The organism is Streptomyces sp. NPDC044061 (genome assembly GCF_056434305.1).
This window is the reverse complement of the sequence record NZ_JBWKFL010000018.1, coordinates 153,529-178,914: the sequence shown is the minus strand read 5'-3', so window position 1 is coordinate 178,914 and position 25,386 is coordinate 153,529. Positions and strand designations below refer to the sequence as shown.

The following is a 25,386-nucleotide window of genomic DNA, read 5'->3' as shown; positions in this document are numbered from 1 at the left end:
GGGGCCGCGAACTGGACGGGAAGCGGCCGCGAACACCGAGGAAAGCGGCCGAGAACAGAAGACGGGACACGGGGAGTGCCTTCAGGTGGCCACAACCGAGCCGACACGCGCCGACGACGCCGATCCGGACCCGGGATCCGGCCCGCGAATACGCCTGTCCACGGCTGACACGCACGGTCATCACGACGACCGCGCGGGCAGCCGTACGGACACGCGCACGGCCGTCCGTGCCCACAGCCGTGCCGACGACCACACGGACGGCCGTACCGATGGCCGCACCGACGTCCCGACCGAGGCCCGCCCCGGCCCGCTCGCCCGTCTCCTCGCCGCCGCCGAGCCCCTGCGCCGGCGGCTCCTGCTGCACCCCGTGCTGTCCGTGACCGCCGTCGCCGGCGCCCTGCACATCATCTGGTTCTTCACCTTCGCGAACAGCGGCGGCGACCTCGCGGCCCAGGACGCCTGGGCGGAGTTCGTCGGCCGGCACCCGGACTCGGCGTACAACCTCGCCTGGTACGGGGGCATGCACCCGGTGTCGTACAGCGTGGTGTCCCCGTACCTGATGTCGGTCCTCGGCGTGCGTACGACGATGATGCTCGCCGGGACGGTGTCGGCGGGCCTGCTGACGCTGGTGCTGATCCGCAGCCGGGCGGTGCGGAACCCGCTGTGGGCCTCGCTCGCGGGGGTCTTCGCGCTCCTGTGCAACGCGGTGTCCGGGCGGGTGACCTTCGGACTCGGCACGATGTTCGCGCTGGGCGCGGTCGCCGCCGTCTTCTGCTGGCCGCACCGGTGGCGGTACAAACGCTGGGCGAAGGCGCTGGTCGCCGCCCCGCTGGCCGGTCTCGCCACGATGGCTTCCCCGGTCGCGGGGCTGTTCGTGGGCCTGGTCGCGGCCGGGCTGTTCCTGCAGAAGCGGCGGCCGGGCGCCTATGCGCTGGGCCTGGCGCCGACGGTCGTGGTCGGGGCCTCGGCCTGGCTGTTCCCGTTCTCCGGCACCCAGCCGATGACGATCGGCTCGGTGATACTGCCCCTGGCGTCCGGCCTGCTGTGCCTGTTCCTCGTGCCCCCGGAGTGGAAGACCGTGCGGCTGACGGCCGCCGTCTACAGCCTCGGCGTCGTCCTGGTGTGGCTGATCAGCTCGCAGATCGGCTCGAACATATCGCGGCTTCCGATGCTGTTCGCGGGTGCGACGCTGGTCGCCGCGCTGCCCTACACCGTGCCCCGCTCGCGCAAGTGGTACGCGACCGTGCTGGCGCTGCTGGGCTTCGTCGGCTGGATAGGCTTCAAGTCGGTCGACGACATCGTGCACACGACCCCGGCCGCGTCCTGGGCCCGTGAACTGGCCCCGCTGGTCAACCAGCTGCAGAAGGTCGGCGCGGAGAAGGGGAGGGTCGAGGTTGTCCCGGCGCGCTCCCACCGCGAGGCCTCCGCGCTCGCGCCGTACGTGAACCTGGCCCGCGGCTGGAACCGGCAGGCCGACATGGAGCGCAACCCGCTCTTCTACGACGACACCCTCAACTCGGCGAACTACCACGAGTGGCTGCAGCGCTGGGCCGTGCACTTCGTCGTGCTGCCGAAGGACAACCCGGACGGGGACGGCGGTCAGCGCGAGCGGGCGCTCCTGCAGCGCGGGATGCCGTATCTGAAGCAGGTCTGGGGCGACGCCAACTGGCAGCTGTTCCGGGTGACCGACCCGGCGCCGCTCGCCGAGCCCGACGCGGTGGTGGACCGGGCCGAGCAGGGCGAGATGACGCTGGAGGTGCGCAGGCCGGGGCGGATCCTGATCAAGATCCCGTACTCGCCCTGGCTGAGCATCGTCGACGGGCAGGGCAAGAGCCTGAAGCCGCCGCAGAAGGCGTCCGGCGCCTTGACGTACAACAACGTCAACGGGTGCCTGATGGAGTCGCCGGAGGACTCCAAGGGGGACAAGTGGACGATGTTGCTCGCGCCCAGGGCCGGGACGTACCACTTGGCCGCGCCGTACCAGCTGCCGCGCGGCACTCCATGCCCCGACGAGCTGAAATGAGCTGCCCCACCCGCCCGCCGGTCCCGGTCAGCCGCGCAGCTCCGTGACGTACGTGTCCGTGCCCGGGATCGTGGGGATGAACGGTGCCACCAGTTCGACCCGGCCCAGGCCCGACTCCCCCACCTGCTCGTCCAGCCCCGTGAAGTGCTCCTCCCAGCACTCCCGCGGGTCCTTCTCCAGGAACCACAGCAGGGTCAGCCGGGTGTCGACGCCCTCCACCTGCTTCACGTACGTCATGCGGTCCCCGGGCAGGGGCGTGGGCCGGAACACCGTCACCATCGCGGACGGGGAGCCCGCGAGGAGGCGGGGCAGATGGCGGGTGCGCAGCCACTCCGCCAGCTCGGCCCGCCGCTCCCCCGACTCCGCGTCGATCACCTCCACCACCAGCCCCGCATAGGGATGGTCGAGGGCGTGGAAGTCGCGCGGACCCCCCGCGCCGTCCCGGTACACCGTCGTCTCGTGGTCCTGGAAGGCCGTGAAGACGTGGGTGCGGTCGTGGTGGACGCGGGCGTCGCGGTTGAGGCGTCTGTTGATCGCGACGGTCCACTTCATGTGGTCGGCGTAGCGGCCGTCGGTGATCCAGTACGTGGAGATGTAGCAGCCGGCGGTGACGGGCTGGGCGACGGCCGACTTCTCCGGGTAGCGCAGCAGTTGCAGGTCGCGGGTGGCGACCCAGCGGCGGCCGGCGTACATCCAGGGCATGGCCATGGCCCCGGCGTAGTAGTGGTCGTCCTCGTACCAGCGGTTGTAGGCGTACTCGTGGCCGGGGTGCGGTTCGACCATGGTGATCAGGGCATGGCCGGGGTGGACGCCGTACGGGCCGACGGCGGCCAGTTCGGCGTACGTCTCGCTGCGGGTGCCGGTCTCCTCCGACATGACGCTCCCCTTCCGTCCTCCTGCGCTCGCCCATACTCTGACGCTCCGTCAGATGATGCGCCAGAGCCAGGACAGCTGGAGGTCCGCCATGTCGCTGCTCGCAGGCAAGACCGTCGTCGTCTCGGGGGTCGGGGCCGGCCTCGGCCACCAGGTCGCCGCGGCCGTGGTACGGGACGGCGGGAACGCGGTGCTGGGGGCGCGCACCGAGGCGAACCTCGCCAAGAGCGCGGCCGAGATCGATCCGGACGGCGGGCACACGGCGTACCGGGCGACCGACATCACCGACGAGGGGAGTTGCGAGGCGCTGGCCGCGCTGGCCCGGGAGCGCTTCGGCGGGCTCCACGCCGTGGTGCACGTGGCGGCCTGGGACTCGCACTTCGGCGGGGTCGAGGACGCGGACTTCGCGACCTGGCAGTCGGTCATCGACGTGAACCTGCTGGGGACGCTGCGGATGACCCGGGCGTGCCTGCCTGGGCTGAAGGCGGGCGGCGGCGCGGTGGTGTTCATCGGGACGCAGTCGGCGGTGGCCGCGCCCTCGCAGGTGAAGCAGGCCGCGTACGCCGCCTCGAAGGGGGCGCTGACCAGCGCGATGTACTCGCTGGCGCGGGAGCTGGGGCCGTACCGGATCCGGGTCAACACGGTGCTGCCGGGCTGGATGTGGGGGCCTCCGGTGCAGGCCTACGTCCAGTTCACCGCGTACACCGAGTCGGTGCCGGAGGCGGAGGTGCTGGGACGGCTGACGGAGCGGATGGCGTTGCCGGAGCTTGCGACGGACGGGGACGTGGCGGACGCGGCGGTGTTCCTGGCCTCGGACCGGGCAAGGTCCATCACGGGGCAGTCGTTGCTGGTCAACGCCGGTGAGCTGATGCGCTGAGGTGGCGCAGGAGTCGTTTTACTGTTCACGTAGGTGAACGAAGGTCACTACAACGAACATTTTTACTCGCTCTTGACCTTCCCCTTCCTTGCCGTGCGTCCATGTTCGAAACCAGAGTTCACATGCCTGACCCTGGCTGCGAACCCTGGAAGGGGACACATGAACGGTCTCGACTGGGCCGTGCTGATCGGCTACTTCGGAGTGATGGTCGCGATCGGCGTCTGGTCGCACAAGCGCGTGGACAACGTCTCCGACTTCTTCACGGCCGGCGGCAAGATGCCCTGGTGGCTTTCCGGCATCTCGCACCACATGTCGGGCTACAGCGCGGTGATGTTCACCGGATACGCGGGGATCGCCTACACCTACGGCGTCACCTCCTTCATCACCTGGTCCTTCCCGATCGCGCTCGGCATCGCCATCGGCTCGAAGCTGTTCGCGCCGCGGATCAACCGACTGCGCTCCCGGCTCCATGTGGCCTCCCCGCTGGAATACCTGAAGAACCGTTACAACCTCCCGACGCAACAGGCGCTCGCCTGGTCGGGCATGCTGCTGAAGATCGTGGACGTGGGCGCCAAGTGGGCTGCGATCGCGACCCTGTTGTCGGTGTTCACGGGTGTGTCGCTGAACCAGGGCATCCTCATCACCGGCGCGATCACCGCCGTCTACTGCACGATCGGCGGCCTGTGGGCGGACGCGCTGACCGAACTCGGCCAGTTCGTCATCCAGTTGCTGGCCGGCGTCTCGATGTTCGTCGCGGTCGTGCTGAAGCTGAGCGACAAGGACATCGGCTTCTTCGGCGCCTGGGACGAGCCCGCGCTGCACGGCCACGGCAAGCCGCTGGTCGGCCCCTACGGCACGGTCTTCCTCCTGGCGTTCCTGTTCATCAAGCTCTTCGAGTACAACGGCGGCATGCTGAACCAGGCCCAGCGCTACATGGCGACGGGCAGCGCCCACGAGGCCGAGCGCTCGGCCCGGCTGTCCTCGGTGCTGTGGCTGGTGTGGCCGGTGGTCCTCTTCTTCCCCATGTGGATGTCCCCGCTCCTCGTCCACGCCCGGAAGCCGGACGGCTCGGACTCCTACGCCCTGATGACCGAACAGCTGCTGCCGCACGGCCTGCTGGGCCTGGTGATCGTCGGCTTCTTCTCGCACACCATGGCCATGTGCTCCTCCGACGCCAACGCGATCGCGGCGGTGTTCACACGTGACGTGGCGCCGGTGCTGTCCGAGAAGGCACGGTCGTGGGGCGAGCGTTCGGGCCTGATCGCGGCCCGCGTGACCACGGTCGTCTTCCTCGGCCTCTCCATGGCGGTCGCGACCCAGGTCAACTCCCCCGCCTTCAAGGACATCATCACGGTCGTCATCAAGTGGGTGGCCGGCCTCATGGGCCCGATCGCCATCCCGATGATGCTGGGCCTGCTCCGCACGTTCCGCCGCTCCGGCCCGACCGCGGCCCTCACCAGCTGGGCGGCGGGCCTGCTGGCCTTCTGGCTGGTCAACTACCCCATCAACTGGAACGTCGACGGCGGAGTCCCGCTCCAGTACCAGGTCTCGATCCCGCTGGCGGTCTCCCTGGTCCTCTACATCCTGATCGGCTACCTGAAGCCGGAGGACACACCCGAGCGCCTGGCGATCATCGAGCGGGTCAACTCGGACGGCGACGCGATGGCGGCGGTACCGGTGCCCGCGGGGGCGGGGGACGACGTGGTGGGGGCGCCGTAGGCGGCTCACGCCCGCGGATAGCGGGCCAGCCACCCCGGGGACGACCCGGCGGGGCCGTGCAGAGCGGGGCCCTGGGTCATCTCCATCGCGAAGTCGTCGGCGAGTTCGAGGATCGTGGGGCGGCCCTCCAGTTCGGCCAGCCAGGCCGGCGGGAGGGCCGTTTCGCCGTGCAGGGCGCCGAGGAGGCCGCCGGTGAGGGTGCCGGCCGCCGCCGAGGGACCGCTCTGGTTCACCGCGAGGCACAGGCCGTGCCGTACGTCCTCGCCCACCAGCGCGCAGTACACGGACGCGGCCAGCAGCCCGTCCGCCGTGCCGTCGCCGGCCAGCTCCTCCACCCGGGCCGGGCCGGGCAGGCCCTGCCGTACGGCGCCGAGCGCGTGCTGGAGGGCGTCGGAGACCGGCTGGTGGCCGGGGCGGGCGGCGAGCAGGGAGAGGGCCCGCTGCACGGCGCCGTCCAGGCTCTCGCCCCGGGCGAGGCCGTGCACGATGACGGCGTACGCGCCCGCCGAGAGGTAGGCGATGGGATGGCCGTGGGTCTGTGCGGCGCACTCCACGGCGAGCTGGGCGACGAGTTGCGGCTCCCAGCCGACCAGGAGGCCGAAGGGCGCGGACCGGGCAACGGCCTCCGGGCCCAGCTCACCGGGGTTCTTCGGGGTCTCCAGCGTGCCCATGGTGTCGTCCCCGAAGCCGGCCAGCAGCGACCGGGTCGGCTCGCGCCGGGCGTACAGCCACTCCTCCCGCGCCAGCCACCCGTCGTCCTTGCGGCGCTCGTCGGGCCCCCAGTCCCGCTGCGTGGCCGCCCACCGCAGATAGGCGCGGTGCAGATCGGTCGGCGGGTGCCAGGCGCCGGTGTCGCGGCGCACCTGGGCGCGGATCAGCCCGTCCACCGTGAAGAGGGTGAGCTGGGTGTGGTGCGTGACCGTACCGCGCCGGCCGTGGCCGAAGGCCGGGTCGAGCAGCCCCTCCGGGCCGTGGACGGAACGGATCTCGTCCAGGGCGAGCGCGTCGGCGGGCCCGCCGAGCGCGTCGCCGACGGCCACCCCGAGCAGGGTGCCGCGCACCCTGCTGCGGAAGTCCTGCTGCTCGGCGCGGCCCCAGACGGCACCGGTTGTCGCACCCATCCAGACCTCCTCCCGGCACCGCCCGTACGTACGACGCCCAGCACTGTAATCGACCACGGACGGTCGGTTCACGGGGGCAAATCGACCGTGCGGGGTCATTCCCGTACAGCTATGAGCGCATCGACTCCGTCGAGGATCCGGTCCAGGCCGAAGTCGAGCGGGTCGACACCGGCCGGATCGAAGGCGCCCTCGGAGACGGCCTTGGTGAGGGCCGGGAAGCGGTCGGCGTGCCGGGCGAGCAGTTCGCCGGTGAGCCGGTTCCACTCCCGGTCGTGCTCCTCGTCCTGGTCACGCCGCTGCTGGGCGAGATTGCGGACGTGACCGACGAGGAGCAGGAAGATCTGGTGCCGCTGGGCGCCGCCCAGTCCCGTCGGCTCCAGGGCGGCGAGGGCCGTGTCCAGCCAGCTCCACTCCCGCACGGCCGCCCGCCAGTCCGCCTCCGGCACGCCCGAGAGGACGGGGGCCTCGGCGAGCACCTCTTCCACCATCAGCTCGACGAGCTCGCTCTTGCCGGGGACGTAGCGGTACAGCGCCATGGCCGACACCCCGAACTCGCCCGCCACCCTGCTCATGGACAACCCTCATCAGCGACGCCGGCCACTTCGTGGCCTTCCGCCACCCCGACCAGTTCCTGAACCTCATGCTGAAGAAGGTGCGGCCGGTGGTGACAGGGGGAGCGGTGGGACGCTGAAGGGCGTCGGTGCGGGGCAGCCGTACCAGGTGATGTTGCAGACGTGGACGCGCTCGTGGCGAGGCACGGCGAGAAAGCTGGTGAAAGCCGCGCCCGCCGAGGATGTCGAACTCGCGCAGGCCGCCCTCGCGACCAGTTCGACCGCGAGTCGCTCCACTTCTGCCACCACGCCCTGTGGCAGCCCTCCCGTGACATACTCGGCACTCGGGTGTCCTCGTACGGTACCGATGGACTCGCCGGTACGCCGGTGACGCAGCACTCATGCCACGGCCGTGGACGACACTCGGCAGTCGCGGCACCGGCCCGGGTGAGGGGCGCGGAAGGCTCGGTCACAGCCGTCGCAGGTCTGGAGCGGGGCAGGGAGCGGCTGTGCCGGACGGGGCGTGGGGACGGGCAGGTGCGGGGGCAGTTGGGTGGTCAGACGGTGGGACAGGAAGGCCGCGGGGTGCTTGATCGGGTCCTGCGGCAGGCCTGTCGTCAGGGTTCGTACCACGGCGGTGGGCGGTACGCCCCGGTCCAGCCACTCGGAGACGGACGGTGCCAGGCGGCGTACGTCCCGTTCGGTGAGGAGCAGGCGGGAGTCGTGGGCGCGCAGGCCGGCCAGCAGGTCGGTCACGTCCGTGCGGTGCGGTGACGGGGTGGGCCCGTCGGCCTCGGCCGGCGCCGGTGGAGCGGCTGCGGCCACGGCGAGACGAGGCTTGTTGAAGGAGGTCGTCCGGGTCGTCACTTGTCCGGATTGAAGACGCTCCTTGGTGCGTGAGAGGTACCCGTACTCCTCGAGCTCGCGCAGCGCCGCCGCGATCCGGATCTCGCCCTCGCGGAACTTCGCCGCCAGCGCCTTGATGCCGATCGGGGTGCCCTCGGGCAGCGACTGGATGTGCGTCGCCAGGCCGATCGCCGTCAGCGACAGCTCCGGGTGCTGGGCCAAGTGGTTGCCGATCACGGTGAAGTTGTCGTGGTGGGGCTCGTTCACGTGGGTGACGCCGGAGGAATGCCGGGTCTTCGGGCGCGCGGGCGCGTTACGCTGCTTCTCAGTCACGGGAAGGTGCTTTCTTCCTTGGTGATCAGGCCCTCGCAGTGGGATGGCAGTCCCGGCGAGGGCCGATTACATGTCTGCGGTTGTTGCGGCTGACGTTGCACCACAACTGCCCCGCCGCGCCAGTTGCGTTGGGCATATTCACTCCGGCGGGTGATCGACGGGGGCGGTGGGGGCGGGTTCGGTTCTTTCCCCGGTTCTTTGGTCTTTTGCGTCGGGAGCCACCGGGTCGTGGCCCGCCGCGTCCCGGTGCCGGTTCGCGCAGGCGGCCACGACCGGTCACCTACGGCCGGCGTCCCGTCCACCGGGTCCGGGACGCGCGGGATCCGGTCGACCCGGGCGTCGGCCAGGGCGAACTCGGCGTGAAGCAGGTGTGATTCTGGCGCAATGCGCACGGGAGAAGTCGGGTTCCCGCGGGGGAGAATCCAGCCATGACCACCACCCCCACTCCCACCACTGCCGACACCAGCCGTACCTCGGGTAGCGCCGTGCCGCTCGCCGCCGGTGTGCTCACCGGTGTCCTCGCCCTCTACATAGCGCTCGTCGCCCTCGGGAACATCACCGACTTCGGGACGAACCAGCAGTTCGTGCGGCACGTGCTGGCGATGGACACCACCTTCAAGGACGACGACCTGATGTGGCGGGCCATCACCGGTACCGTGCTCCAGGACACCGCCTACGTCGCGATCATCGTCTGGGAGACCGTCTCGGCCCTCGTCCTCGGCTGGGGAACCTGGCTCTGGGCGCGGCGGGACCTCGACCGGGCGCGGCGGTTCTCCACCTACGGACTGCTGATGCTCGTGCTGCTCTTCGGCGCGGGGTTCATCGCCATCGGCGGGGAGTGGTTCGCCATGTGGCAGTCGAAGACCTGGAACGGGCTGGACGCGGCGACCCGGGTGTTCCTGCTCAGCGGGGTGGCACTGATCGTGAACCAGCTGCCGGGGGCGCGGCGGGACGCTATTTGACCACGGTCACCCTGGTGCCCCGGTCGCCGAAGGACCACAGCGCGGCTCCGTCGGCCTTGTGGAGGCGGATGCCGCCGGTCCTCAGGCCGTTCGCGGGCGGCGGCGAGGAGCCGTCGAGGGCATTGGAGAAGGCTATGTTCACGCCGGACACCAGGGTGAAGTACATGACGTGCTCGATCTCGACGCCGTCGGAACCCTTGATGGACTGCACGCGCTGGATGACCGAGTAGCGGCCGGGCTGCGGGCTCACCGTGCCCGGCCACACCGTGAAGCTGCGGCCTGCCCTGCCGGTCGCGTCGACCAGCCACACCCGCTTCTCGCCGAGGGAGTACACGATCCGGCGCCCCGTGCCGGACTGCCCGGGCAGTCCGGGCGGCGCCGAGGGCTTCGGGGAGGCGGACGGGTGCGCGGTCGCCGAGGCCGACGCGCTCGGTCGCGCCGTCGCGGCCGTGGGACGCGGCCCGTGTTCCGCCTGTACGGCGAGGGCGACGACGGCTGCGGTCGCCCCCGCCGTCAGACCGGAGACCCAGGCCCACGAGGGCAGTCGGGCAGCCACGGGTACGCATCTCCTCCGCTACGGGGCCCCGGCTCGGATCGGGGGTCGGATCATCGTACTCAGTCCAGGACGGGCAGCAGCTCCGGCAGGTGCCCGTCGGAGGCCTCCGCCGCCCGCCGCCGTTCCCCGGGCACCTCGCCGTACAGGGTCGTACGGGGCTTCGCCGGGCGGCCGGCCGCCTCGGCCACGGCCACCAGGTCGCGGATCGACTTGTAGGAGCCGTACGAGGAGCCCGCCATGCGGGAGATGGTCTCCTCCATCAGCGTGCCGCCCAGGTCGTTCGCCCCGGAGCGGAGCATCTCCGCCGCGCCCTCGGCGCCCAGTTTGACCCAACTTGTCTGAATGTTCGGGATGTAGGGGTGCAGGAGCAGCCGTGCCATCGCCGTCACCGCCCTGTTGTCCCGGGTCGTGGGGCCCGGGCGCGCGATGCCGGCCAGGTACACCGGGGCGTTGGTGTGGATGAAGGGGAGCGTCACGAACTCCGTGAAGCCGCCCGTCCGCCGCTGGACACCGGCCAGCGTGCGCAGGTGGCCGAGCCAGTGGCGGGGCTGGTCCACATGGCCGTACATCATCGTGGAGGAGGAGCGGATGCCCAGCTCGTGCGCCGTCGTGATCACCTCGATCCATGTCGCCGCCGGCAACTTGCCCTTGGTCAGCACCCAGCGGACCTCGTCGTCCAGGATCTCCGCCGCCGTACCCGGGATGGAGTCCAGGCCGGCCTCCTTGGCGGCGGACAGCCACTCCCGGATCGACAGGCCCGTCCTGGTCGCGCCGTTCACCACCTCCATCGGCGAGAAGGCGTGGACGTGCATGCCGGGGACGCGCTCCCTGACCGCCTTCGCGATGTCGAAGTACGCCGTCCCGGGCAGGTCGGGGTGGATGCCCCCCTGCATGCACACCTCGACCGCGCCGACCTCCCAGGCCTGCTGGGCGCGGTCCGCCACCTGCTCCAGGGACAGCGTGTACGCGTCCGCGTCCGTCCTGCGCTGGGCGAAGGCGCAGAAGCGGCAGCCCGTGTAACAGACGTTGGTGAAGTTGATGTTGCGCGTGACGATGTACGTCACGTCGTCGCCCACCGCCGATCGCCGCACGTCGTCCGCGACCCGGCACAGCGCGTCCAGCGCCGGGCCGTCGGCGTGGAACAGGGCCAGGGCCTCGGCGTCGGTCAGGCGGGTCGGGTCGTCGGCCGCCGTGCGCAGCGCCTGCCGTACGTCCGTGTCGATCCGCTCCGGTGCCATGCCGGGGGCCGCCGCCTCGCGCAGCGCCTCCCAGTCGCCGTACACCTCGTCGAAGTCGTCGCGCCGGTCGGAGGTACGGCCCTCGGTGTCGACGGTGTGGTGGAGGTCGGTGCGGCCGGTGGCCACGAACGCCTCCTCGGGCTCCTGCCACGGGCGGCCCTCGACCACCGCGTCCGGACGCGCGAGACCGGTCTCCGGGTCGGCGAGCGCGCTGACGTGCGGGCGCAGGCGCGGGTCCAGCCACGGCTCGCCGCGGCGGACGAACTCCGGGTAGACGCAGAGCCGTTCGCGCAGCTCGAAGCCGGCGGCGCGGGAGCGCTCGGTGAGTTCCTCGATCTGCGGCCAGGGGCGTTCGGGGTTGACGTGGTCGATGGTCAGGGGCGACACCCCGCCCCAGTCGTCGATGCCGGCGCCGATCAGCCGCTCGTACTCGGCGTCCACGAGGTTCGGCGGCGCCTGGAGGCAGGCGCTCGGGCCCATGATGTGCCGGGCCACGGCCACCGTCGCGACCAGCTCGTCCAGTTCGGCGTCCGGCATGCCGCGCATCGCCGTGTCCGGCTTGGCGCGGAAGTTCTGGATGATCAGTTCCTGGATGCCGTGGTACGCCCGGGAGACCTTGCGGAGGGCGAAGAGGGACTCGGCGCGCTCCTCGTGGGTCTCGCCGATGCCGATCAGCAGTCCGGAGGTGAACGGGACGGAGGAGCGGCCCGCGTCCTCCAGCACCCGCAGGCGTACGGCGGGTTCCTTGTCCGGGGAGCCGTGGTGGGGGCCGCCGGGCTGCGACCAGAGCCGCTCGGCGGTCGTCTCCAGCATCATGCCCATGCTCGGCGCGACCGGCTTCAGACGCTGGAAGTCCGTCCAGGTCATGACGCCGGGGTTGAGGTGGGGCAGCAGGCCCGTCTCCTCCAGGATGCGGATGGAGACGGCGCGGACGTAGGCGATGGTGTCGTCGTAGCCGTGCGCGTCCAGCCACTCGCGCGCCTCCGGCCAGCGGTCCTCGGGCTTGTCGCCGAGGGTGATCAGGGCTTCCTTGCAGCCGAGGGAGGCGCCCTTGCGGGCGATGTCGAGGACTTCGTCGGGGGACATGAACATCCCGTGGCCGGCCCGGCGGAGCTTGCCGGGGACGGTGACGAAGGTGCAGTAGTGGCACTTGTCCCGGCACAGCCGGGTGAGGGGGATGAAGACGCTCTTCGAATAGGTGATGACACCGGGTCTGCCCGCCGCCCGAAGGCCCGCGTCCCGCACGCGGGCGGCCGACGCGGCGAGGTCGGTGAGGGCTTCGCCGCGGGCCTGGAGGAGCACCGCCGCCTCGGAGACGTCGAGGGCGACGCCGTCCCGGGCACGTTTGAGGGCGCGACGCATGGAGTTCTCGGTGGGGCCGGTTCCGGAGGTCGCGGAAGTCGTCATCTCTTGAGCATACGTAGGGGCTCCCCGCCGGTTCAGCGAGGTCGGGGAGCCGGCTCGGGGGTGCGGTGCGTTGCCCGTCGCGGGTCCGTCCCGGCTGGTCGCGGCGGTTCCCCGCGTCCCTGAGCCGGCTGTCGGCACCCCTCGCCTACAAGTACTCGGCGTACCCGTCCAGCACCCGCAGCACCTCCTTCTCCTCCGCCGACGGCAGCTGGAGCACAACCTCTCCGATGCCCAACTCCGCATAGTGCGCGAGCTTGCCCGGGGTCGGCAGGACCGCGTACGGGACGATCTGGAGCGCGGCCGGGTCGCGGCCGGCGTCCGTCCAGACGGATCGCAGCACCGGCAGCGACTCGGTGAGCCCGCGTCCGCCGATCGGCAGCCAGCCGTCGGCGGACTCGGCGATGTGCGCGAACAGCTTGGGCCCGGCCGCACCGCCGACGAGGGTGCGGGGGCCGACGACCGGTCCGCGCGGCTTCTGCGTGGGCTTGGGGAAGGCGAAGCTGGGCCGCACGCCCGCGAACTCGCCCTCATGGCCCACCGGTTCCTCGGACCACAGGGCCCGCATGAGGCCCATCCGGTCCCGGACCAGCTCCCGGCGGCTGCGCCACTCCACCCCGTGGTCGGCGGCCTCCTCGACGTTCCAGCCGAAGCCGAGTCCGAGGGTGAAGCGGCCACCGGAGAGATGGTCGAGGGTGGCGATCTGCTTGGCCAGGGCGATCGGGTCGTGCTGGGCGACCAGCGTGACCCCGGTGCCGAGGCCCAGCCGCTCGGTCACGGCCGCGGCCTGGCCGAGCGCGACGAAGGGGTCGAGGGTACGGCCGTACTCGCGCGGCAGCTCGCCGCCGACCGGGTACGGGCTGGTCCGCTCGACCGGGATGTGGGTGTGTTCGGGCAGGTACAGCCCGGCGTAGCCGCGCTGCTCGAGTTCGCGGGCGAGACGGGTCGGGGCGACCGTCTCGTCGGTGAGGAAGATCGTGACGGCGATGCGCATGGGTCATCTGTACCGGGTGCCGCCTCAACTGTCGATACCGACCGGTCGGCACTTCGCAAGTGCGCCATGGCTTGTCTCCGCGGTTCCCCGCGCCTTGGCGATTGGCCTACGTTGACGGTGTGACGACGATGCGCGGCACCCTGACACCGGGCTCCCCGGACTATGTCTACCTTCCCTTCGAAGTGACGCCCGGAACCGGCGAGTTGAAGGTCTCCTACACCTACGACAAACCCTCCGTGCCGCCCGGCGCCACCGGCAACGCCCTCGACATCGGGCTGTTCGACGAACGCGGTGTCGAGCTGGGCGGCCGGGGCTTCAGGGGCTGGTCGGGCGGTGCCCGCACCGAGTTCTTCGTGCGGGCGGACGAGGCGACGCCCGGCTATCTGCCCGGTCCGCTCACCCCCGGCACCTGGCACATCGCGCTGGGCCCCTACACGGTCGCGCCGCAGGGGCTGTCGTACGAGGTGACGGTCACGCTCACGCGAGGGGATCCCGGTACGTCACCGGCGCCGGTGTACCCGCCCTCCCGGGCCCGCGGCCGGGGCCGGTCCTGGTACCGGGGGGACTGCCACCTGCACTCCTGGCACTCCGACGGCCGCCGCACCCCGGCCGAGATCGCGGCGCTGGCCCGCGCGGCCGGCCTGGACTTCATCAACAGCTCCGAGCACAACACGACGTCCTCGCACGCCCACTGGGCCGACGCGGCGGGCGACGACCTGCTGGTCATGCTGGGTGAGGAGGTCACCACGAGGAACGGCCACGTGCTGGCCCTCGGGACCGAGCCGGGCACCTTCGTCGACTGGCGCTACCGGGCCCGGGACAACCGCTGGGGACACTTCGCCCGGGAGATCCGCCGGGCCGGCGGCCTGGTCGTGCCCGCCCACCCGCACGCCACCTGCGTCGGCTGCGCCTGGAAGTTCGGATTCGCGGAGGCGGACGCGGTCGAGGTGTGGAACGGGCCGTACACACCCGACGACGAGGTCGCCCTGGCCTCCTGGGACGCCCTCCTCGTCGCGTCCGTGCGCCGGAACCGGGCGTGGCTGCCGGCGATGGGCGACAGTGACGCCCACCGTGACCCGGACACGGTCGGCATGCCCCAGACGGTCGTCCTGGCCGAGGACCTGACCCGCGAGGCGATCCAGGACGGGCTGCGCGCGGGCCGCTCGTACGTGGCCGAGTCCCAGCACGTGACCCTCGCTTTCACCGCCATCGGCGCGGACGGCCGGCGGGCCGGGATCGGCGAGCGGCTGGCGGCCCCCGGCGACACCCCGGTGACGGTGCGTCTGGAGGTCTCCGGCGTCCCGCGCTGCTCGGTCCGGTTCGTCACCGACCAGGGTGTGCTGTTCACGAGCGAACCGCTGCCGGTGTCGGGCGCGGGCGTGGTCGAGTGGCGCACGACACCGGCGTACGCGGCCTACGTACGGGCGGAGGTGCGGCACGAGACGGCGCTGGGCCCGGTACCGGGAGCCATGGCCGCGTTCACCAACCCCGTGTTCCTCGGCGCTACTTGATCTGGGCCGCCGCCCACTCGGCCCATTCCTGCCGCATCGCGTTGAAGCGCAGGCCGTACTCCAGGGCGATGCGGCCGTAGACCGAGAGGTTGTCGTCGTCCCAGTCGATGGAGTCGGCCAGCTGCCGCAGCTGCTCGTGGCCCTGCCGGGACATCTCGGTCAGCTCGGTCAGGTACGAGCGCGCCTGCTCGGGACGCAGCACGCCGAGGAAGAAGACCCGCAGCAGGATGTCGCTGCGCGTGTTGCGCTGGGGCCTGGTCTCGGTCAGCCAGTGGCGCAGCTCGGCCAGTCCCTCGTCGGTGAGTGCGTACTCCTTGCGGCCGCGCGGGCCCTCGGCGGCCACCGTGATCAGTCCGGTGCCCGCCAGCTTGGTCAGCTCGGTGTAGATCTGGCTCTGGGTCGCCGGCCAGACGTTGGCCAGCGAGGTCTCGAACGTCTTCAGCAGGTCGTAGCCGCTGGCGGGACGCTCCGAGAGCAGGCCGAGCAGTGCGTGCTTGAGACTCATGCGCTCCACTCTACCTTCCACTGTTGACATGTCACGAGACGACCTTCTACTTTTGACATGTCGAGAGGGGAAGCTCGACAGCGACCAGAGCACAACGCGACGCACCACGACCAGAAAATCGGGGAACCCACATGTCGTACCTGCGCACATTCCTGCCGTGGATCGTCTTCGCCGTCGTCCCCTCGGGGAACTGGCAGTGGGGCGCCCTGGCCGCCCTGGTGGCCGCCGTGGGGATCACCGCCCAGGAGAGGCGGTCGGGCACCGGTTTCGACGCACTCGTCATCGAACTCGGCTCGGCGGTCTTCTTCGCCGTCCTCACCGCCGTCGCCTTCGCCGACCCGCACTCGGGAGTGCACGACTACTCCGCGCCCCTGTCCTCCGCCACGCTCGCCCTCATCGCCGGCGTCTCGCTGGCCATCGGCCGGCCGTTCACCCTGGGCATCGCCAAGCGCACCACCCCGCGCGAGTTCTGGGGCCTGAAGCCGTTCATCCGGACGAACGTCGTCATCACGGCCGTGTGGACCGCCGCCTTCGCCCTGACCGCCGTGGTCCTCGCCGTGCTGGCGCACGCCGGGCACGCCCACTCGACGCCCGCGACCCTCGTCCAGATCGCCGGCTTCGCCGTCCCGATGGTCTTCACCGTCCGCTACGTCGCCCACGTCCAGGCGAAGGCCCAGGCCGCCGGGCAGGTGACCCGGTGACCGCCGCGCCCAGGCACCTCTCCGGCAACTACGCCCCCGTGGCCGAGGAACTGACCGCGCACGACCTGCCGGTGACCGGCACGATCCCGCCCGAGCTGGCCGGCTGGTACCTGCGCAACGGCCCCAACCCGGCCGACGCCGCCTCCGGGCACTGGTTCTTCGGCGACGGCATGGTGCACGGAGTCCGGCTCGAGAACGGGCGCGCCGTGTCCTACCGCAACCGCTGGGTGCGCACCACCCGGTTCACCGGGGGTGCGCGGATGTACGACGACCAGGGCAGGCGGGACCTCACCGCCGGAGCGGCCAACACCCACGTCGTCCGGCACGCCGGCCGCACCCTCGCCCTGGTCGAGACGGCCCTGCCCTACGAGCTGACCTGCGACCTCGACACCAAGGGCCCCTACGACTTCGGCGGTCGGCTGGGAACCGCGATGACGGCCCATCCGAAGACCTGCCCGGCCACCGGCGAACTGCACTTCTTCGGCTACGGGATGGTGGAGTCCACCCACCTCACCTACCACCGGGCCGACGCCGGCGGCGAGTTGGTGATCAGCCGGCCCGTCGAGGTGCCCGGGCCGACCATGCTGCACGACTTCGCGCTCACCGCCGACCACGTCGTCTTCATGGACCTGCCGGTCGTCTTCGACGTCGAACTCGCCCTGAGCGGCGGGACGATGCCGTACAGCTGGGACGACGGATACGGCGCCCGGCTCGGCGTGCTGCGGCGCGACGACCCGTACGGCGAGGTCCGCTGGTTCCCGGTCGACCCGTGCTACGTCTTCCACTCGCTCAACGCCCACGACGCGCCCGACGGCACGATCGTGCTGCACGTGATGCGCTATCCGGAGATGTGGCGGCGCGACGCGGACGGCGGCACCGTGCCGCAGCAGGCCGTCCTGTGGAAGTGGACGGTCGACCCGGCCGCCGGCACGGTCCGCGAGGAGCAGATCGACGACCGCCCGGGCGAGTTCCCGCGCGTCGACGACCGCCTCACCGGCCTCGACTCCCGCCACGGGCACGTCACCTGCGGCACCTCACTGGTCCGCTACGACCTGGGCACCGGCGCCGCCACCGCCCACGACTTCGGCCCCGGCCGCACGCCCGGGGAGGCGGCGTTCGCCCCCGCCGACGGGGCGCCCGGCGGCCCCGGCTGGCTGCTGACGTACGTCCACGACGCCGCCACCGACCGCAGCGACCTGGTCGTCCTGGCCGCAGACGACCTCGCGGCGCCCCCGGTCGCCACGGTCCACCTGCCGACCCGGGTCCCCTTCGGTTTCCACGGCAACTGGCTGGCGGACGGGGAGGGCTAAGGGGCGTCCGAGGGCCGGGTGCGGGCGTCCCGGCGCAGGCCCTGGATCTCGGCGACCGTGTCCAGCCAGCGGGCGGTGCGTGTCTCGCCCTCGGGGGTGTCCGCGAGCTGCAGGGCTGTCTCCAGCCAGTCCCGCAGCAGCGCGGACGCCTCCCGGGACGGCAGCGGCTCGGGCAGCTCGGCGGCGTAGCGCAGACCGCCGGCGCGGACGACCTTCGCGACGTACGACACCGAGCGCGGCACCACGCCGAGCCGGTCCAGGGTGACGGCGGCCGCGACGGCGCCGTCACCGAACAGGGCGGTGCGGAAGGCGTCCTGGGTGAGGCCGTAGCGGAGCAGGACGGCCACGTCGGTGGTGGCGAGGACCTCGTCGTCGGTGCGGGGTGCGGAGGGCATGGGGAACGCTTCCGGTTCTCGGGTGGTCAGCGGACCGTGATCGTGTAGACGAAGAACGCCGGTCTGTCGTCCGGTGTGCCCGTCGCGGTCGGGTACGGGCTCGTCGAGGCCTTGCCGGAGGCGGTCGCGCTCGGTAGCGGAGCCGCCGACTCGGTGCCGCTGTGGCAGCTGCCCATGGGGCAGTGCAGGAGCCTCACGGTGGCCTTGCCGGGCTTGCGTGCCGTGAAGTCGAAGAACTGGGTGCCGTCGCCACCGCCGGTGTTGTCGCTGCCCTCCTCCTCTTCCCGCTTGCCCCGGTACTTCAGCACGTTCGCGTCCGGCCGGGGCTCGGCCAGGTACCAGTTCTGCCCGAGCGCGGGATTCGCCGGCACCTTCAGGGTGAACTCGTCCCCCACGTCCACCGTGACGGCACGCTTCTCGGTGCCGTACTCATCGGCTCCCCCCGAAGAGCCGCAGCCGGTCAGGAGGAGGACTCCGGCCGCGGCGGCGGCCAGCGGGGTCAGTACGGTGCGCATGTTCACGGTCGCTCAGTTCTGCTGGATGTAGACGGTGTCGACGTTGCCCTTGTGTGCGGCCGCGTAGCGGTCGTCCGCGGCCGCGCTGAGGTCACCGCTGATGAAGTCCTCTTCGCTGACCCAGGTGGTGACGCCCCACGGGTTGTAGATCTGGAGCCTGTCCCCCTCCTGGCCGATGATCATCATGCTGTGGCCGTGCCGGTCGCCGTTCTCGTCGTACCGCTCGATGTTGATGGGCACGGGCTTGCCCTCGGCGACGGACTTCTCGATGTCGGGCAGCACGTCGCGCCGGTCGTCCTGGCCGCCCATGTTCTGGGCCTCGTAGTGGTCGCCGGTGTGCGGGCTGAGCTCGTCGTTGGAGATCTCCACCTGCCCGTCCTTGTCCATGCCGTCCGGATGCTCGTCCCACCACCAGCCGGCGTTGTCTCCGTCGCCCTCCTCGTGCATGCGCAGCTGCTCGTCGGTCAGGCGCTTGCGGAAGTGCTCCGGGTCGTCGTCCGTGCCGTCGGGGCCGCCGGTCAGCGACAGGGCGTACACGGGGTCCACGATGGCACGCGCGGTGACGGTGGAGGAGGGCACGCAGGTCTCGCCGTCCTGGTCCCACAGCTTGCCGCGGAAGTCCTGGCTCTCCTGGCCGGTGTCCGACGGCTTGTTGTTCGTCGACACCGGCGCCAGGTGCTCCCGAAGCCACACCTCGTCCTTGCCGTGGATCTTGCCGTCGAACGTCTCGACCTCGTCGACGGAGTAGCCGGCGGCGAGGGCCTTCATCAGGTACGCCTTCTCCTGCGGCGTCGAGGCGCCGGCCAGGAGCTCGTCCAGCCGGGTCCGGTCGGCGGGCGAGAGCTTCCGCATGGCGCGGCCGGAGCGTTCGAGGTCGTTGGCGGTGAGGATCTCGTTCAGCTCGGGATCGCCACCCACGTTGCTGGTGTCGGCGAGCGCCAGCCGGTCCGCCGCGGTCAGCCCCTTGGTGTCCAGCTTTCCGGCGCGCGCCTCCGAGGCCCACTTGTTGAGGTCCCGGGCCGCGGCGCGGGCGGCGTCGTCCGCCTTGACGGCGGCCTTGTGCCGCAGGTCGACGCCCGCGGAGGCGAGGGAGCGGGCTTTCAGCCGGGCGCTCTCCTCGTCGTCGTCCTCGTACCAGTCGTCGAAGAAGCCGTCCTTGCCGCCGAGCATCGTCCGCGCCTGCTGCAGCTTGGCCCGGCCGCCGCCGTCCTGCGTCTGCGCCTCCTTGACCGAGTCGGCGAGCGTCAGCAGCGCCTTGCCGCCGCCCTCGAACGCGTCGGCCATCGCCTGCGCGTCCCGGCCGGAGGCGGCCACGACGTTGGCGGCGAGGACGCTCGTCTCGCCGACCCACACCTCCGGCAGGCCCTTGCGGGCCACCTTGTCGACGCGCTCACGCAGGCGGGTGGCGTCGTCGGCCTGGCCGCGATAGGTCTTGGCCAGTGATTCCAGCGTCGCGTGGTCGCCCATCGGCGCGGAGACGGCGAGTGCGTCGTCGATCGCGTCGATCAGGTCGTTCTTGCTGTCGGCCGAGGAGATGCGCTTGCTCAGGCCGTCGAGCCGCTTGCGGCGGTCGGTGGTGTCCTCCGTCGTCATCGCGTGCGGCCCCTCAGTAGTCGGCCAGCGCCGACTGGCGGGTGGCGTAGGCGGGCATGGTGCTGACGTCGCCGCCACCGGCGGGCGTGGGCATGGTGGTCACATAGGTGTCACCGGCGGGCACGCTGCGGACGCCGGTGTCGACCAGGCCGTCGCTTCCGTCGTACGCCCCCTTGGAGAGGCGCACCTTGTCCGCCAGCTCGTGCAGCGCCGACTCCAGCGTCGTGGCCTCCGCCTCCCAGGCGGCGGCGTACGCGTTGAACGCTGCGGCCGAGTCCGGGCCGCCCAGCGCGTCTTCCGTGTAGCAGAGACCGGGTTCGACCGCCTTGCGTATCTTCCCGGTGTCGTCGCCCGCGCCGTCCAGTTCCTTCGCCTGACCGGTCATGCCGGACTTGACCCGGTAGCCGTCCGAAGACGTGCCCATCCCGCTCCCCCGTTTGCGATTGATCACGATCGCGGGGGAGGCTAACACGCGCCGATCACAACCCCGTTCACGCAGCACCCGCCCCGCACGGGGTCGTCCCTGCGCGGGGGAGAGCAGGAGGAACCCCCCATGCCACGGAACACCGACCTCAAGCACCGGATCGTGACCCGCTTCCAGCGCCATCTCGCCAATCCGCTGAACCGGCGCCTGCCGTTCCAGACCGTCCTGGAGACCACCGGCCGCAGGTCCGGCCTGCCCCGGCCGACACCGGTGGGCGGGCGCCGGGTCGGCGACTCCTTCTGGATCGTCTCGGAGTTCGGGTTCAGGTCCCAGTACGTCCGCAACATCCAGGCCGACCCGCACGTCCGCATCCGCATCGGCGGCCGCTGGCACCACGGCACCGCCCACCTCCTCCCGGAGGACGACGCCGTGGCCCGGCTGCGCGGCCTGCCCCGCTTCAACAGCGCGGCGGTACGGGCGTTCGGCACCGACCTGCTGACGGTGCGGGTGGACCTCACGGACTGAGCACGCCGCTCACCCGGGCCACACGATCGCCTGCACCTCGCTGTACGCGTGCAGGGCGTAGGAGCCGACGTCCCGGCCCACCCCGCTCTTCTTGAAGCCCCCGAACGGCGCCTCCATGTTGCGGCCGACGGTGTTGATCCCGACCCCGCCGGCCCGCAACCGCCTGGCCACCCGGAAGGCGCGGGCCACATCACCCGACCAGACGTAGTCGATCAGGCCGTAGTCGGAGTCGTTGGCGAGGGCGACCCCTTCGTCCTCCTCATCGAAGGGGATCACCACCACCACCGGCCCGAAGATCTCCTCCCGGGCCACCCGCATGTCATTGGCGCAGTCGGCGAGGAGCGCCGGGGCGACATAGAAACCCCGCTCCAGGGCCGGGCGTTCACCGCCCACGACCACCGTCGCACCTTCCTTGCGGCCGAGTTCGACGTACGACTCCACGCGCGCCCGGTGTTCGGCGGAGATGAGCGGGCCCACGACCGTGTCCGGCTCCCTCGGGTCCCCCACCTTCAACCGGCCTGCATATGAGGCCAGTTGCCCGACCAGCCGGTCGTACACACCCCGCTGGGCCAGCACCCGGGTCGGCGCCGTGCAGATCTGTCCGCTGTAGAAGGAGAACGTCGTACCGATGCCGGCGACGGCCGACCCGAGATCGGCATCGTCGAAGACGACCGCCGCGCCCTTCCCGCCCAGCTCCATCAACTGACGTCTCATGTCCCGCCCGCACACCTCGGCGATGCGCCGGCCGACGGCCGTGGATCCGGTGAAGCTCACCATGTCGACGTCGTCCGACTCCACCGCCGCCTCGCCCACGGCCACGTCGCGCCCCGAAACGACGTTCACCACGCCCGGCGGTACGCCGGCCGCCTCCAGGGCCTCGGCCATCCGGTAGACGGAGAGCGGGTCCTGCGGGGCGGGCTTGACCACCACCGTGTTGCCCATGGCGAGGGCCGGGGCGACCTTGCCGGCGGGGTTGGCCCACGGGTTGTTGTACGAGGTGATGCAGGTGACGACCCCGACGGGCTGCCGTACCGCCAGCGCGCCCATCACTCCCGCCCTGCCCATCGGACCGGCCTCGCTGATCTGCGGGGCGACGGCCCACTCGGCGGGCTCGACCGTCACGTACCGGCGGAACCGGGCGGCGGCCACCCCGACCTGCATCGCGCGGGCCGTCCCGGTGGTCGCCCCGGTCTCGGCGCGGGCGAGGTCGGCGTACGGCTCCAGGGAGCCCCGGATGATCTCGGCCGCCCTCGCGAGCACGGCCGCCCGCTCCTCCGGCTTCGTCCGCGACCACGCCCCGAACGCCTGCCGGGCCGCCGCGCAGGCCGCCCGCACCTGCTCCGGCGAGGCCTCCGGCGCCCAGCCCACGGTCTCCTCGGTGGCCGGGTCGGTCACCGGATAGTGCCCGCCGTCCGGCTCGGCCCACTCACCGCCGACGAACAGCCGCTGCCCCTCGCTCACCTGGTGCTCACCGTCCCGGTGTCCCGCCCGGACCGCAGCACCCTGCCCGGTACGGCCCCGCTCACCACGTCGTCCCGGATCGCCTCGACCCCGTTGACCCACACGGCCCGCACCCCGAGCGCCCTGGAGTCCAGCCTCGGACTGTCACCCGGCAGGTCGTGCACCAGGCTGGCCTGACCCGCGTCGATCCGCTCCGGGTCGAACAGGACCAGATCCGCATGCCAGCCCTCCCGCACCCGGCCCCGCTCGCGCAGCCCGAAAAGCCGCGCCGGGTCGTCGGTCAGCATCCGCACCGCCTGCTCGAGACCGACCAGCTTCCGCCCGCGCAGACAGTCCCCGAGGAACCGGGTGGTGTACGGCGCCCCGCACATGCGGTCCAGGTGGGCGCCCGCGTCCGAGCCGCCGAGCAGCACGTCCTCGTGCTGCCAGGTCTCGGCGCGCAGGGCCCAGGAGGCCGGGTCGTTGTCGGTGGGCATCGGCCACAGGACCGTGCGCAGCTCGTCGTTGGCACAGATCTCGACCAGGCAGCCGAAGGGGTCCTGACCGCGCTCGGCCGCGATGTCCCGCACCACCCGCCCGGTCAGTCCCCGGTTGGCCTCGCTGTAGGTGTCCCCGACGACGTACCGCCCGAAGTCGGCGAGCCGCCGGAAGACGCCCGCCTCCTTGGACTCGGCCCGCCGCAGCATCTCCGCCCGGACCTCGGGGTCCCGCAGCCTGGCGATCCGCTCGGGGACCGGGAGCCCGAGGACGGGCCCCCACCCCGGGATGAGGTTAAGGGCGCAGAAGGTGCCCAGGGACATGTTCATCGGGGTGAGGATCGGCATGGTGAGGGCCACCACCCGGCCGCCCGCCTTCCGGGCCCGCTCGCTCGCGCTCAGCTGCCGGGGCACGCGCTCCGGAACGGCCGCGTCGATGGTGAGGACGTTCCAGTTCAGGGGCCGTCCGGCGACCGCGCTCAGCTCCACGAGCAGATCGATCTCGGCGTCGCTGAACTGGTCGAGGCACCCGGCGACGATCGCCTCGAGCTGAGTGCCCTCGTGCTCGCCGACGGCCCGGGCGAGCGCCAGCAGTTCCTCGGGCCCCGCGTGCCGGGAGGCCACCGGCCGCCCGTCGCCGTCGGAGTGCGTACCGGACTGGGTGGTGGACAGCCCCCAGGCACCGGCGTCCATGGCCTCGTGCAGCAGGCCGACCATCCGGCCCAGCTGCTCCTCGCTCGGCTGCCCGCCGACGGCCTCCGGCCCCATCACGTACCGCCGCAGCGCACAGTGCCCCACCATGAAGCCCGCGTTGACGGCGATCCGCCCTTCCAGCGCGTCCAGGTACTCGCCGAAGGAGTGCCAGCTCCACGGCGCGCCCTCCTCCAGCGCCACCAGGGACATGCCCTCCACCTTGGACATCATCCGCCGGGTGTAGTCGGCGTCCTCGGGGCGGCCGGGATCGAGGGGCGCGAGGGTGAAGCCGCAGTTGCCGGCGGCGACGGTGGTCACCCCGTGGTTGAGGGACGGGGTGGCGTACGGGTCCCAGAAGAGCTGGGCGTCGTAGTGGGTGTGGGGGTCGACGAAGCCCGGGGCGAGGACGAGGCCGTGCGCGTCCTCGCTGGTCCGGGCCCGCTCGGTGATCCGGCCGAGGCCGGCGATACGGCCGTCCCGTATGCCGACGTCGGCGGTGCGGGCGGGAGCACCCGTGCCGTCGACGACGGTGGCCCTCTTGATCAGGTGGTCCAGCATGCCGGGAGCCCCCTCATACCGCCTGGCGGAACCGCGTCGTCCGATGCACCGGATCGGTGTCGATCTTCGGGATCACGTGCTCCCCGATCAGCCGGATCGTCCGCAGTGTCTGCTCCTTCGGCACCCCCACCGGCAGCCCGAAGCTCAGCTGGTCGGCGCCCGCCTGCTCCCACCGTTTGCACTGCCGCAGCACCTCGTCCGGGTCGCCGCAGATCAGCAACTCCTCCTCTATCAGCAGCTCCACGAACTCCGGCGTGTACTGCGGCAGGGTCTCCGGCCACACCGGGAAGCCCTCGGGACGGGGGAACGTGTCGTGGTAGCGGAACACCAGGGACGGCAGGTAGTGCAGCCCCCCGTTGACGGCGGTCTCGATGGCCTCGGCGTGCGTGGGGGCGCAGATCGCGGTGGTCGTCACCATCACGTTGTCGTTCACGAAGTCCCCGACGGGCTCCGCGTTCACGACCGCCGTCTTGTACTGCTCCAGCACCCACTCCATGTCGGAGACCTTCTGGATGCTGAAGCCGAGCACCCCGAGCCCCTTCCTCGCGGCCATGGCGTACGAGGGGGGCGACCCGGCGGCGTACCACATCGCCGGGTGCGACTTCCCGTACGGCTTCGGGAGCACCTTGCGCGGCGGCAGCTGCCAGTGCTTGCCCTGGAAGCCCTCGTACTCGTCCTGGAGCCACATCTTCGGGAACTCGGCGATGGTCTCCTCCCAGATCTCCTTCGTGTGGTTCATGTCGGTGATCCCGGGGAGGAAGCCGAGGATCTCGTGGCTGCCGGCGCCCCGGCCGCTGCCGAACTCGAAGCGGCCCTCGCTGAGGTGGTCCAGCATCGCGACCTTCTCGGCGACCTTCACCGGGTGGTTGACCTGGGCGAGCGGGTTGAAGATCCCGGATCCCAGGTGGATCCGCCCGGTCGCGTGGGCGAGGTAGCCGAGGAAGACGTCGTTGGCGGAGAGGTGCGAGTACTCCTCCAGGAAGTGGTGTTCGGAGGCCCAGGCGTACTTGAAGCCGGACTTGTCCGCCTGGATGACGTACTCGGTCTCCTCCATCAGCGCCTTGTGCTCGGCCAGCGGGTCGGTCTCGGCGCGCTTGCCCACGTATCCCTGTACAAAGAGCCCGAATTCCACGGCGGTTCACCGTCCCCAGTGTTTCTGACACTCCGTCAGATGTCGTTTGTCGGCCGACTGTCGCACCGGCCGCCGTGACCGTCAATAGCT

Annotated in this window: 23 protein-coding genes; 8 read left to right on the top strand and 15 right to left on the bottom strand. The window is 71.5% G+C overall.

Annotation, left to right across the window (positions count from 1 at the left end; all coding sequences use genetic code 11):
* Nucleotides 1-85 precede the first annotated feature (85 nt).
* Entirely contained in the window at nt 86-2,023 is a 1,938-nt protein-coding gene (locus AC07CM_RS28705) for an MFS transporter (RefSeq protein WP_478879338.1), read from the top strand.
* Between the two features lie 27 nt (nt 2,024-2,050).
* Here the strand turns inward: AC07CM_RS28705 and AC07CM_RS28700 are convergent, their stop codons facing one another.
* A complete protein-coding gene (locus AC07CM_RS28700) occupies nt 2,051-2,899 on the bottom strand; it encodes a hypothetical protein (RefSeq protein WP_478879337.1) in 849 nt (282 codons plus the stop codon).
* Between the two features lie 88 nt (nt 2,900-2,987).
* Here AC07CM_RS28700 and AC07CM_RS28695 point away from each other — a divergent pair, with 88 nt between their 5' ends.
* Nucleotides 2,988-3,773, top strand: coding sequence for an SDR family oxidoreductase (locus AC07CM_RS28695; RefSeq protein WP_478879336.1), 786 nt, complete (start codon nt 2,988-2,990; stop codon nt 3,771-3,773).
* A 159-nt stretch (nt 3,774-3,932) separates the two neighbouring features.
* The gene (locus tag AC07CM_RS28690; RefSeq protein WP_478879335.1) at nt 3,933-5,492 is read left to right on the top strand and encodes a sodium:solute symporter family protein; all 1,560 of its coding nucleotides are present in this window, start codon (nt 3,933-3,935) and stop codon (nt 5,490-5,492) included.
* Between the two features lie 5 nt (nt 5,493-5,497).
* Here the strand turns inward: AC07CM_RS28690 and AC07CM_RS28685 are convergent, their stop codons facing one another.
* The 3 genes from AC07CM_RS28685 to AC07CM_RS28675 form a co-directional block, all read right to left on the bottom strand.
* Nucleotides 5,498-6,613: an ADP-ribosylglycohydrolase family protein gene (locus tag AC07CM_RS28685; protein ID WP_478879334.1), complete on the bottom strand. Its 1,116-nt coding sequence runs from the start codon at nt 6,611-6,613 to the stop codon at nt 5,498-5,500.
* A gap of 95 nt (nt 6,614-6,708) precedes the next feature.
* Complete coding sequence (locus AC07CM_RS28680; RefSeq protein ID WP_478879333.1) at nt 6,709-7,185, bottom strand: TetR/AcrR family transcriptional regulator; 477 nt, start codon at nt 7,183-7,185, stop codon at nt 6,709-6,711.
* 378 nt (nt 7,186-7,563) lie between these two features.
* The gene (locus tag AC07CM_RS28675) at nt 7,564-8,343 is read right to left on the bottom strand and encodes a helix-turn-helix domain-containing protein (RefSeq protein WP_478879332.1); all 780 of its coding nucleotides are present in this window, start codon (nt 8,341-8,343) and stop codon (nt 7,564-7,566) included.
* Nucleotides 8,344-8,771: 428 nt separating this feature from the next.
* On the opposite strand from AC07CM_RS28675, the gene AC07CM_RS28670 reads away from it, so the two are divergent.
* Nucleotides 8,772-9,305: a DUF2165 domain-containing protein gene (locus AC07CM_RS28670; RefSeq protein WP_478879331.1), complete on the top strand. Its 534-nt coding sequence runs from the start codon at nt 8,772-8,774 to the stop codon at nt 9,303-9,305.
* Here the strand turns inward: AC07CM_RS28670 and AC07CM_RS28665 are convergent.
* The 3 genes from AC07CM_RS28665 to AC07CM_RS28655 form a co-directional block, all read right to left on the bottom strand.
* Nucleotides 9,298-9,861 carry a hypothetical protein gene (locus AC07CM_RS28665; protein ID WP_478879330.1) on the bottom strand — a complete coding sequence of 188 codons (564 nt, stop codon included), beginning with the start codon at nt 9,859-9,861 and terminating at the stop codon, nt 9,298-9,300. The genes AC07CM_RS28670 and AC07CM_RS28665 overlap by 8 nt on opposite strands.
* Nucleotides 9,862-9,920: 59 nt before the next feature.
* Complete coding sequence (locus tag AC07CM_RS28660; RefSeq protein ID WP_478879329.1) at nt 9,921-12,506, bottom strand: bifunctional FO biosynthesis protein CofGH; 2,586 nt, start codon at nt 12,504-12,506, stop codon at nt 9,921-9,923.
* Between the two features lie 145 nt (nt 12,507-12,651).
* Nucleotides 12,652-13,497, bottom strand: coding sequence for an LLM class F420-dependent oxidoreductase (locus tag AC07CM_RS28655; RefSeq protein WP_478879328.1), 846 nt, complete (start codon nt 13,495-13,497; stop codon nt 12,652-12,654).
* Nucleotides 13,498-13,625: 128 nt separating this feature from the next.
* Between AC07CM_RS28655 and AC07CM_RS28650 the strand changes: the two genes are divergently transcribed.
* Entirely contained in the window at nt 13,626-15,008 is a 1,383-nt protein-coding gene (locus AC07CM_RS28650; protein ID WP_478879392.1) for a CehA/McbA family metallohydrolase, read from the top strand.
* Here AC07CM_RS28650 and AC07CM_RS28645 read toward each other — a convergent pair.
* Entirely contained in the window at nt 15,001-15,513 is a 513-nt protein-coding gene (locus tag AC07CM_RS28645) for a PadR family transcriptional regulator (RefSeq protein WP_478879327.1), read from the bottom strand. The two genes, AC07CM_RS28650 and AC07CM_RS28645, sit on opposite strands and share 8 nt — an antisense overlap.
* A gap of 131 nt (nt 15,514-15,644) precedes the next feature.
* Between AC07CM_RS28645 and AC07CM_RS28640 the strand changes: the two genes are divergently transcribed.
* Together AC07CM_RS28640 and AC07CM_RS28635 are read left to right on the top strand one after the other, a co-directional pair.
* Nucleotides 15,645-16,214 carry a hypothetical protein gene (locus AC07CM_RS28640; protein WP_478879326.1) on the top strand — a complete coding sequence of 190 codons (570 nt, stop codon included), beginning with the start codon at nt 15,645-15,647 and terminating at the stop codon, nt 16,212-16,214.
* A complete protein-coding gene (locus AC07CM_RS28635; RefSeq protein WP_478879325.1) occupies nt 16,211-17,524 on the top strand; it encodes a carotenoid oxygenase family protein in 1,314 nt (437 codons plus the stop codon). Before AC07CM_RS28640 ends, AC07CM_RS28635 begins: the two co-directional genes overlap by 4 nt.
* Here AC07CM_RS28635 and AC07CM_RS28630 read toward each other — a convergent pair.
* Genes AC07CM_RS28630 through AC07CM_RS28615 form a run of 4 tightly spaced genes read right to left on the bottom strand, consistent with a single transcriptional unit; the run spans nt 17,521 to nt 20,451 of the window.
* Nucleotides 17,521-17,919, bottom strand: a complete 399-nt coding sequence (locus AC07CM_RS28630; protein ID WP_478879324.1) for a hypothetical protein — start codon at nt 17,917-17,919, stop codon at nt 17,521-17,523. The genes AC07CM_RS28635 and AC07CM_RS28630 overlap by 4 nt on opposite strands.
* A 26-nt stretch (nt 17,920-17,945) precedes the next feature.
* On the bottom strand, nt 17,946-18,434 hold the full coding sequence (locus AC07CM_RS28625; RefSeq protein ID WP_478879323.1) for a protease inhibitor I42 family protein: 489 nt from the start codon (nt 18,432-18,434) through the stop codon (nt 17,946-17,948).
* A 12-nt stretch (nt 18,435-18,446) separates the two neighbouring features.
* Nucleotides 18,447-20,027 (bottom strand): peptidoglycan-binding protein, encoded by a 1,581-nt coding sequence (locus tag AC07CM_RS28620; RefSeq protein WP_478879322.1) that lies wholly within the window; start codon nt 20,025-20,027, stop codon nt 18,447-18,449.
* 13 nt (nt 20,028-20,040) lie between these two features.
* Complete coding sequence (locus AC07CM_RS28615; protein ID WP_478879321.1) at nt 20,041-20,451, bottom strand: hypothetical protein; 411 nt, start codon at nt 20,449-20,451, stop codon at nt 20,041-20,043.
* A 129-nt stretch (nt 20,452-20,580) separates the two neighbouring features.
* Here AC07CM_RS28615 and AC07CM_RS28610 point away from each other — a divergent pair, with 129 nt between their 5' ends.
* The gene (locus tag AC07CM_RS28610; RefSeq protein WP_478879320.1) at nt 20,581-20,976 is read left to right on the top strand and encodes a nitroreductase family deazaflavin-dependent oxidoreductase; all 396 of its coding nucleotides are present in this window, start codon (nt 20,581-20,583) and stop codon (nt 20,974-20,976) included.
* Between the two features lie 9 nt (nt 20,977-20,985).
* Here AC07CM_RS28610 and AC07CM_RS28605 read toward each other — a convergent pair whose 3' ends face one another.
* Genes AC07CM_RS28605 through AC07CM_RS28595 form a run of 3 tightly spaced genes read right to left on the bottom strand, consistent with a single transcriptional unit; the run spans nt 20,986 to nt 25,296 of the window.
* Nucleotides 20,986-22,437 (bottom strand): aldehyde dehydrogenase family protein, encoded by a 1,452-nt coding sequence (locus AC07CM_RS28605; RefSeq protein ID WP_478879319.1) that lies wholly within the window; start codon nt 22,435-22,437, stop codon nt 20,986-20,988.
* Nucleotides 22,434-24,164: an N-acyl-D-amino-acid deacylase family protein gene (locus AC07CM_RS28600; protein ID WP_478879318.1), complete on the bottom strand. Its 1,731-nt coding sequence runs from the start codon at nt 24,162-24,164 to the stop codon at nt 22,434-22,436. The genes AC07CM_RS28605 and AC07CM_RS28600 overlap by 4 nt, the downstream gene beginning before the upstream one ends.
* 13 nt (nt 24,165-24,177) lie before the next feature.
* Nucleotides 24,178-25,296 carry an LLM class flavin-dependent oxidoreductase gene (locus tag AC07CM_RS28595; RefSeq protein ID WP_478879317.1) on the bottom strand — a complete coding sequence of 373 codons (1,119 nt, stop codon included), beginning with the start codon at nt 25,294-25,296 and terminating at the stop codon, nt 24,178-24,180.
* Between the last annotated feature and the right edge of the window lie 90 nt (nt 25,297-25,386).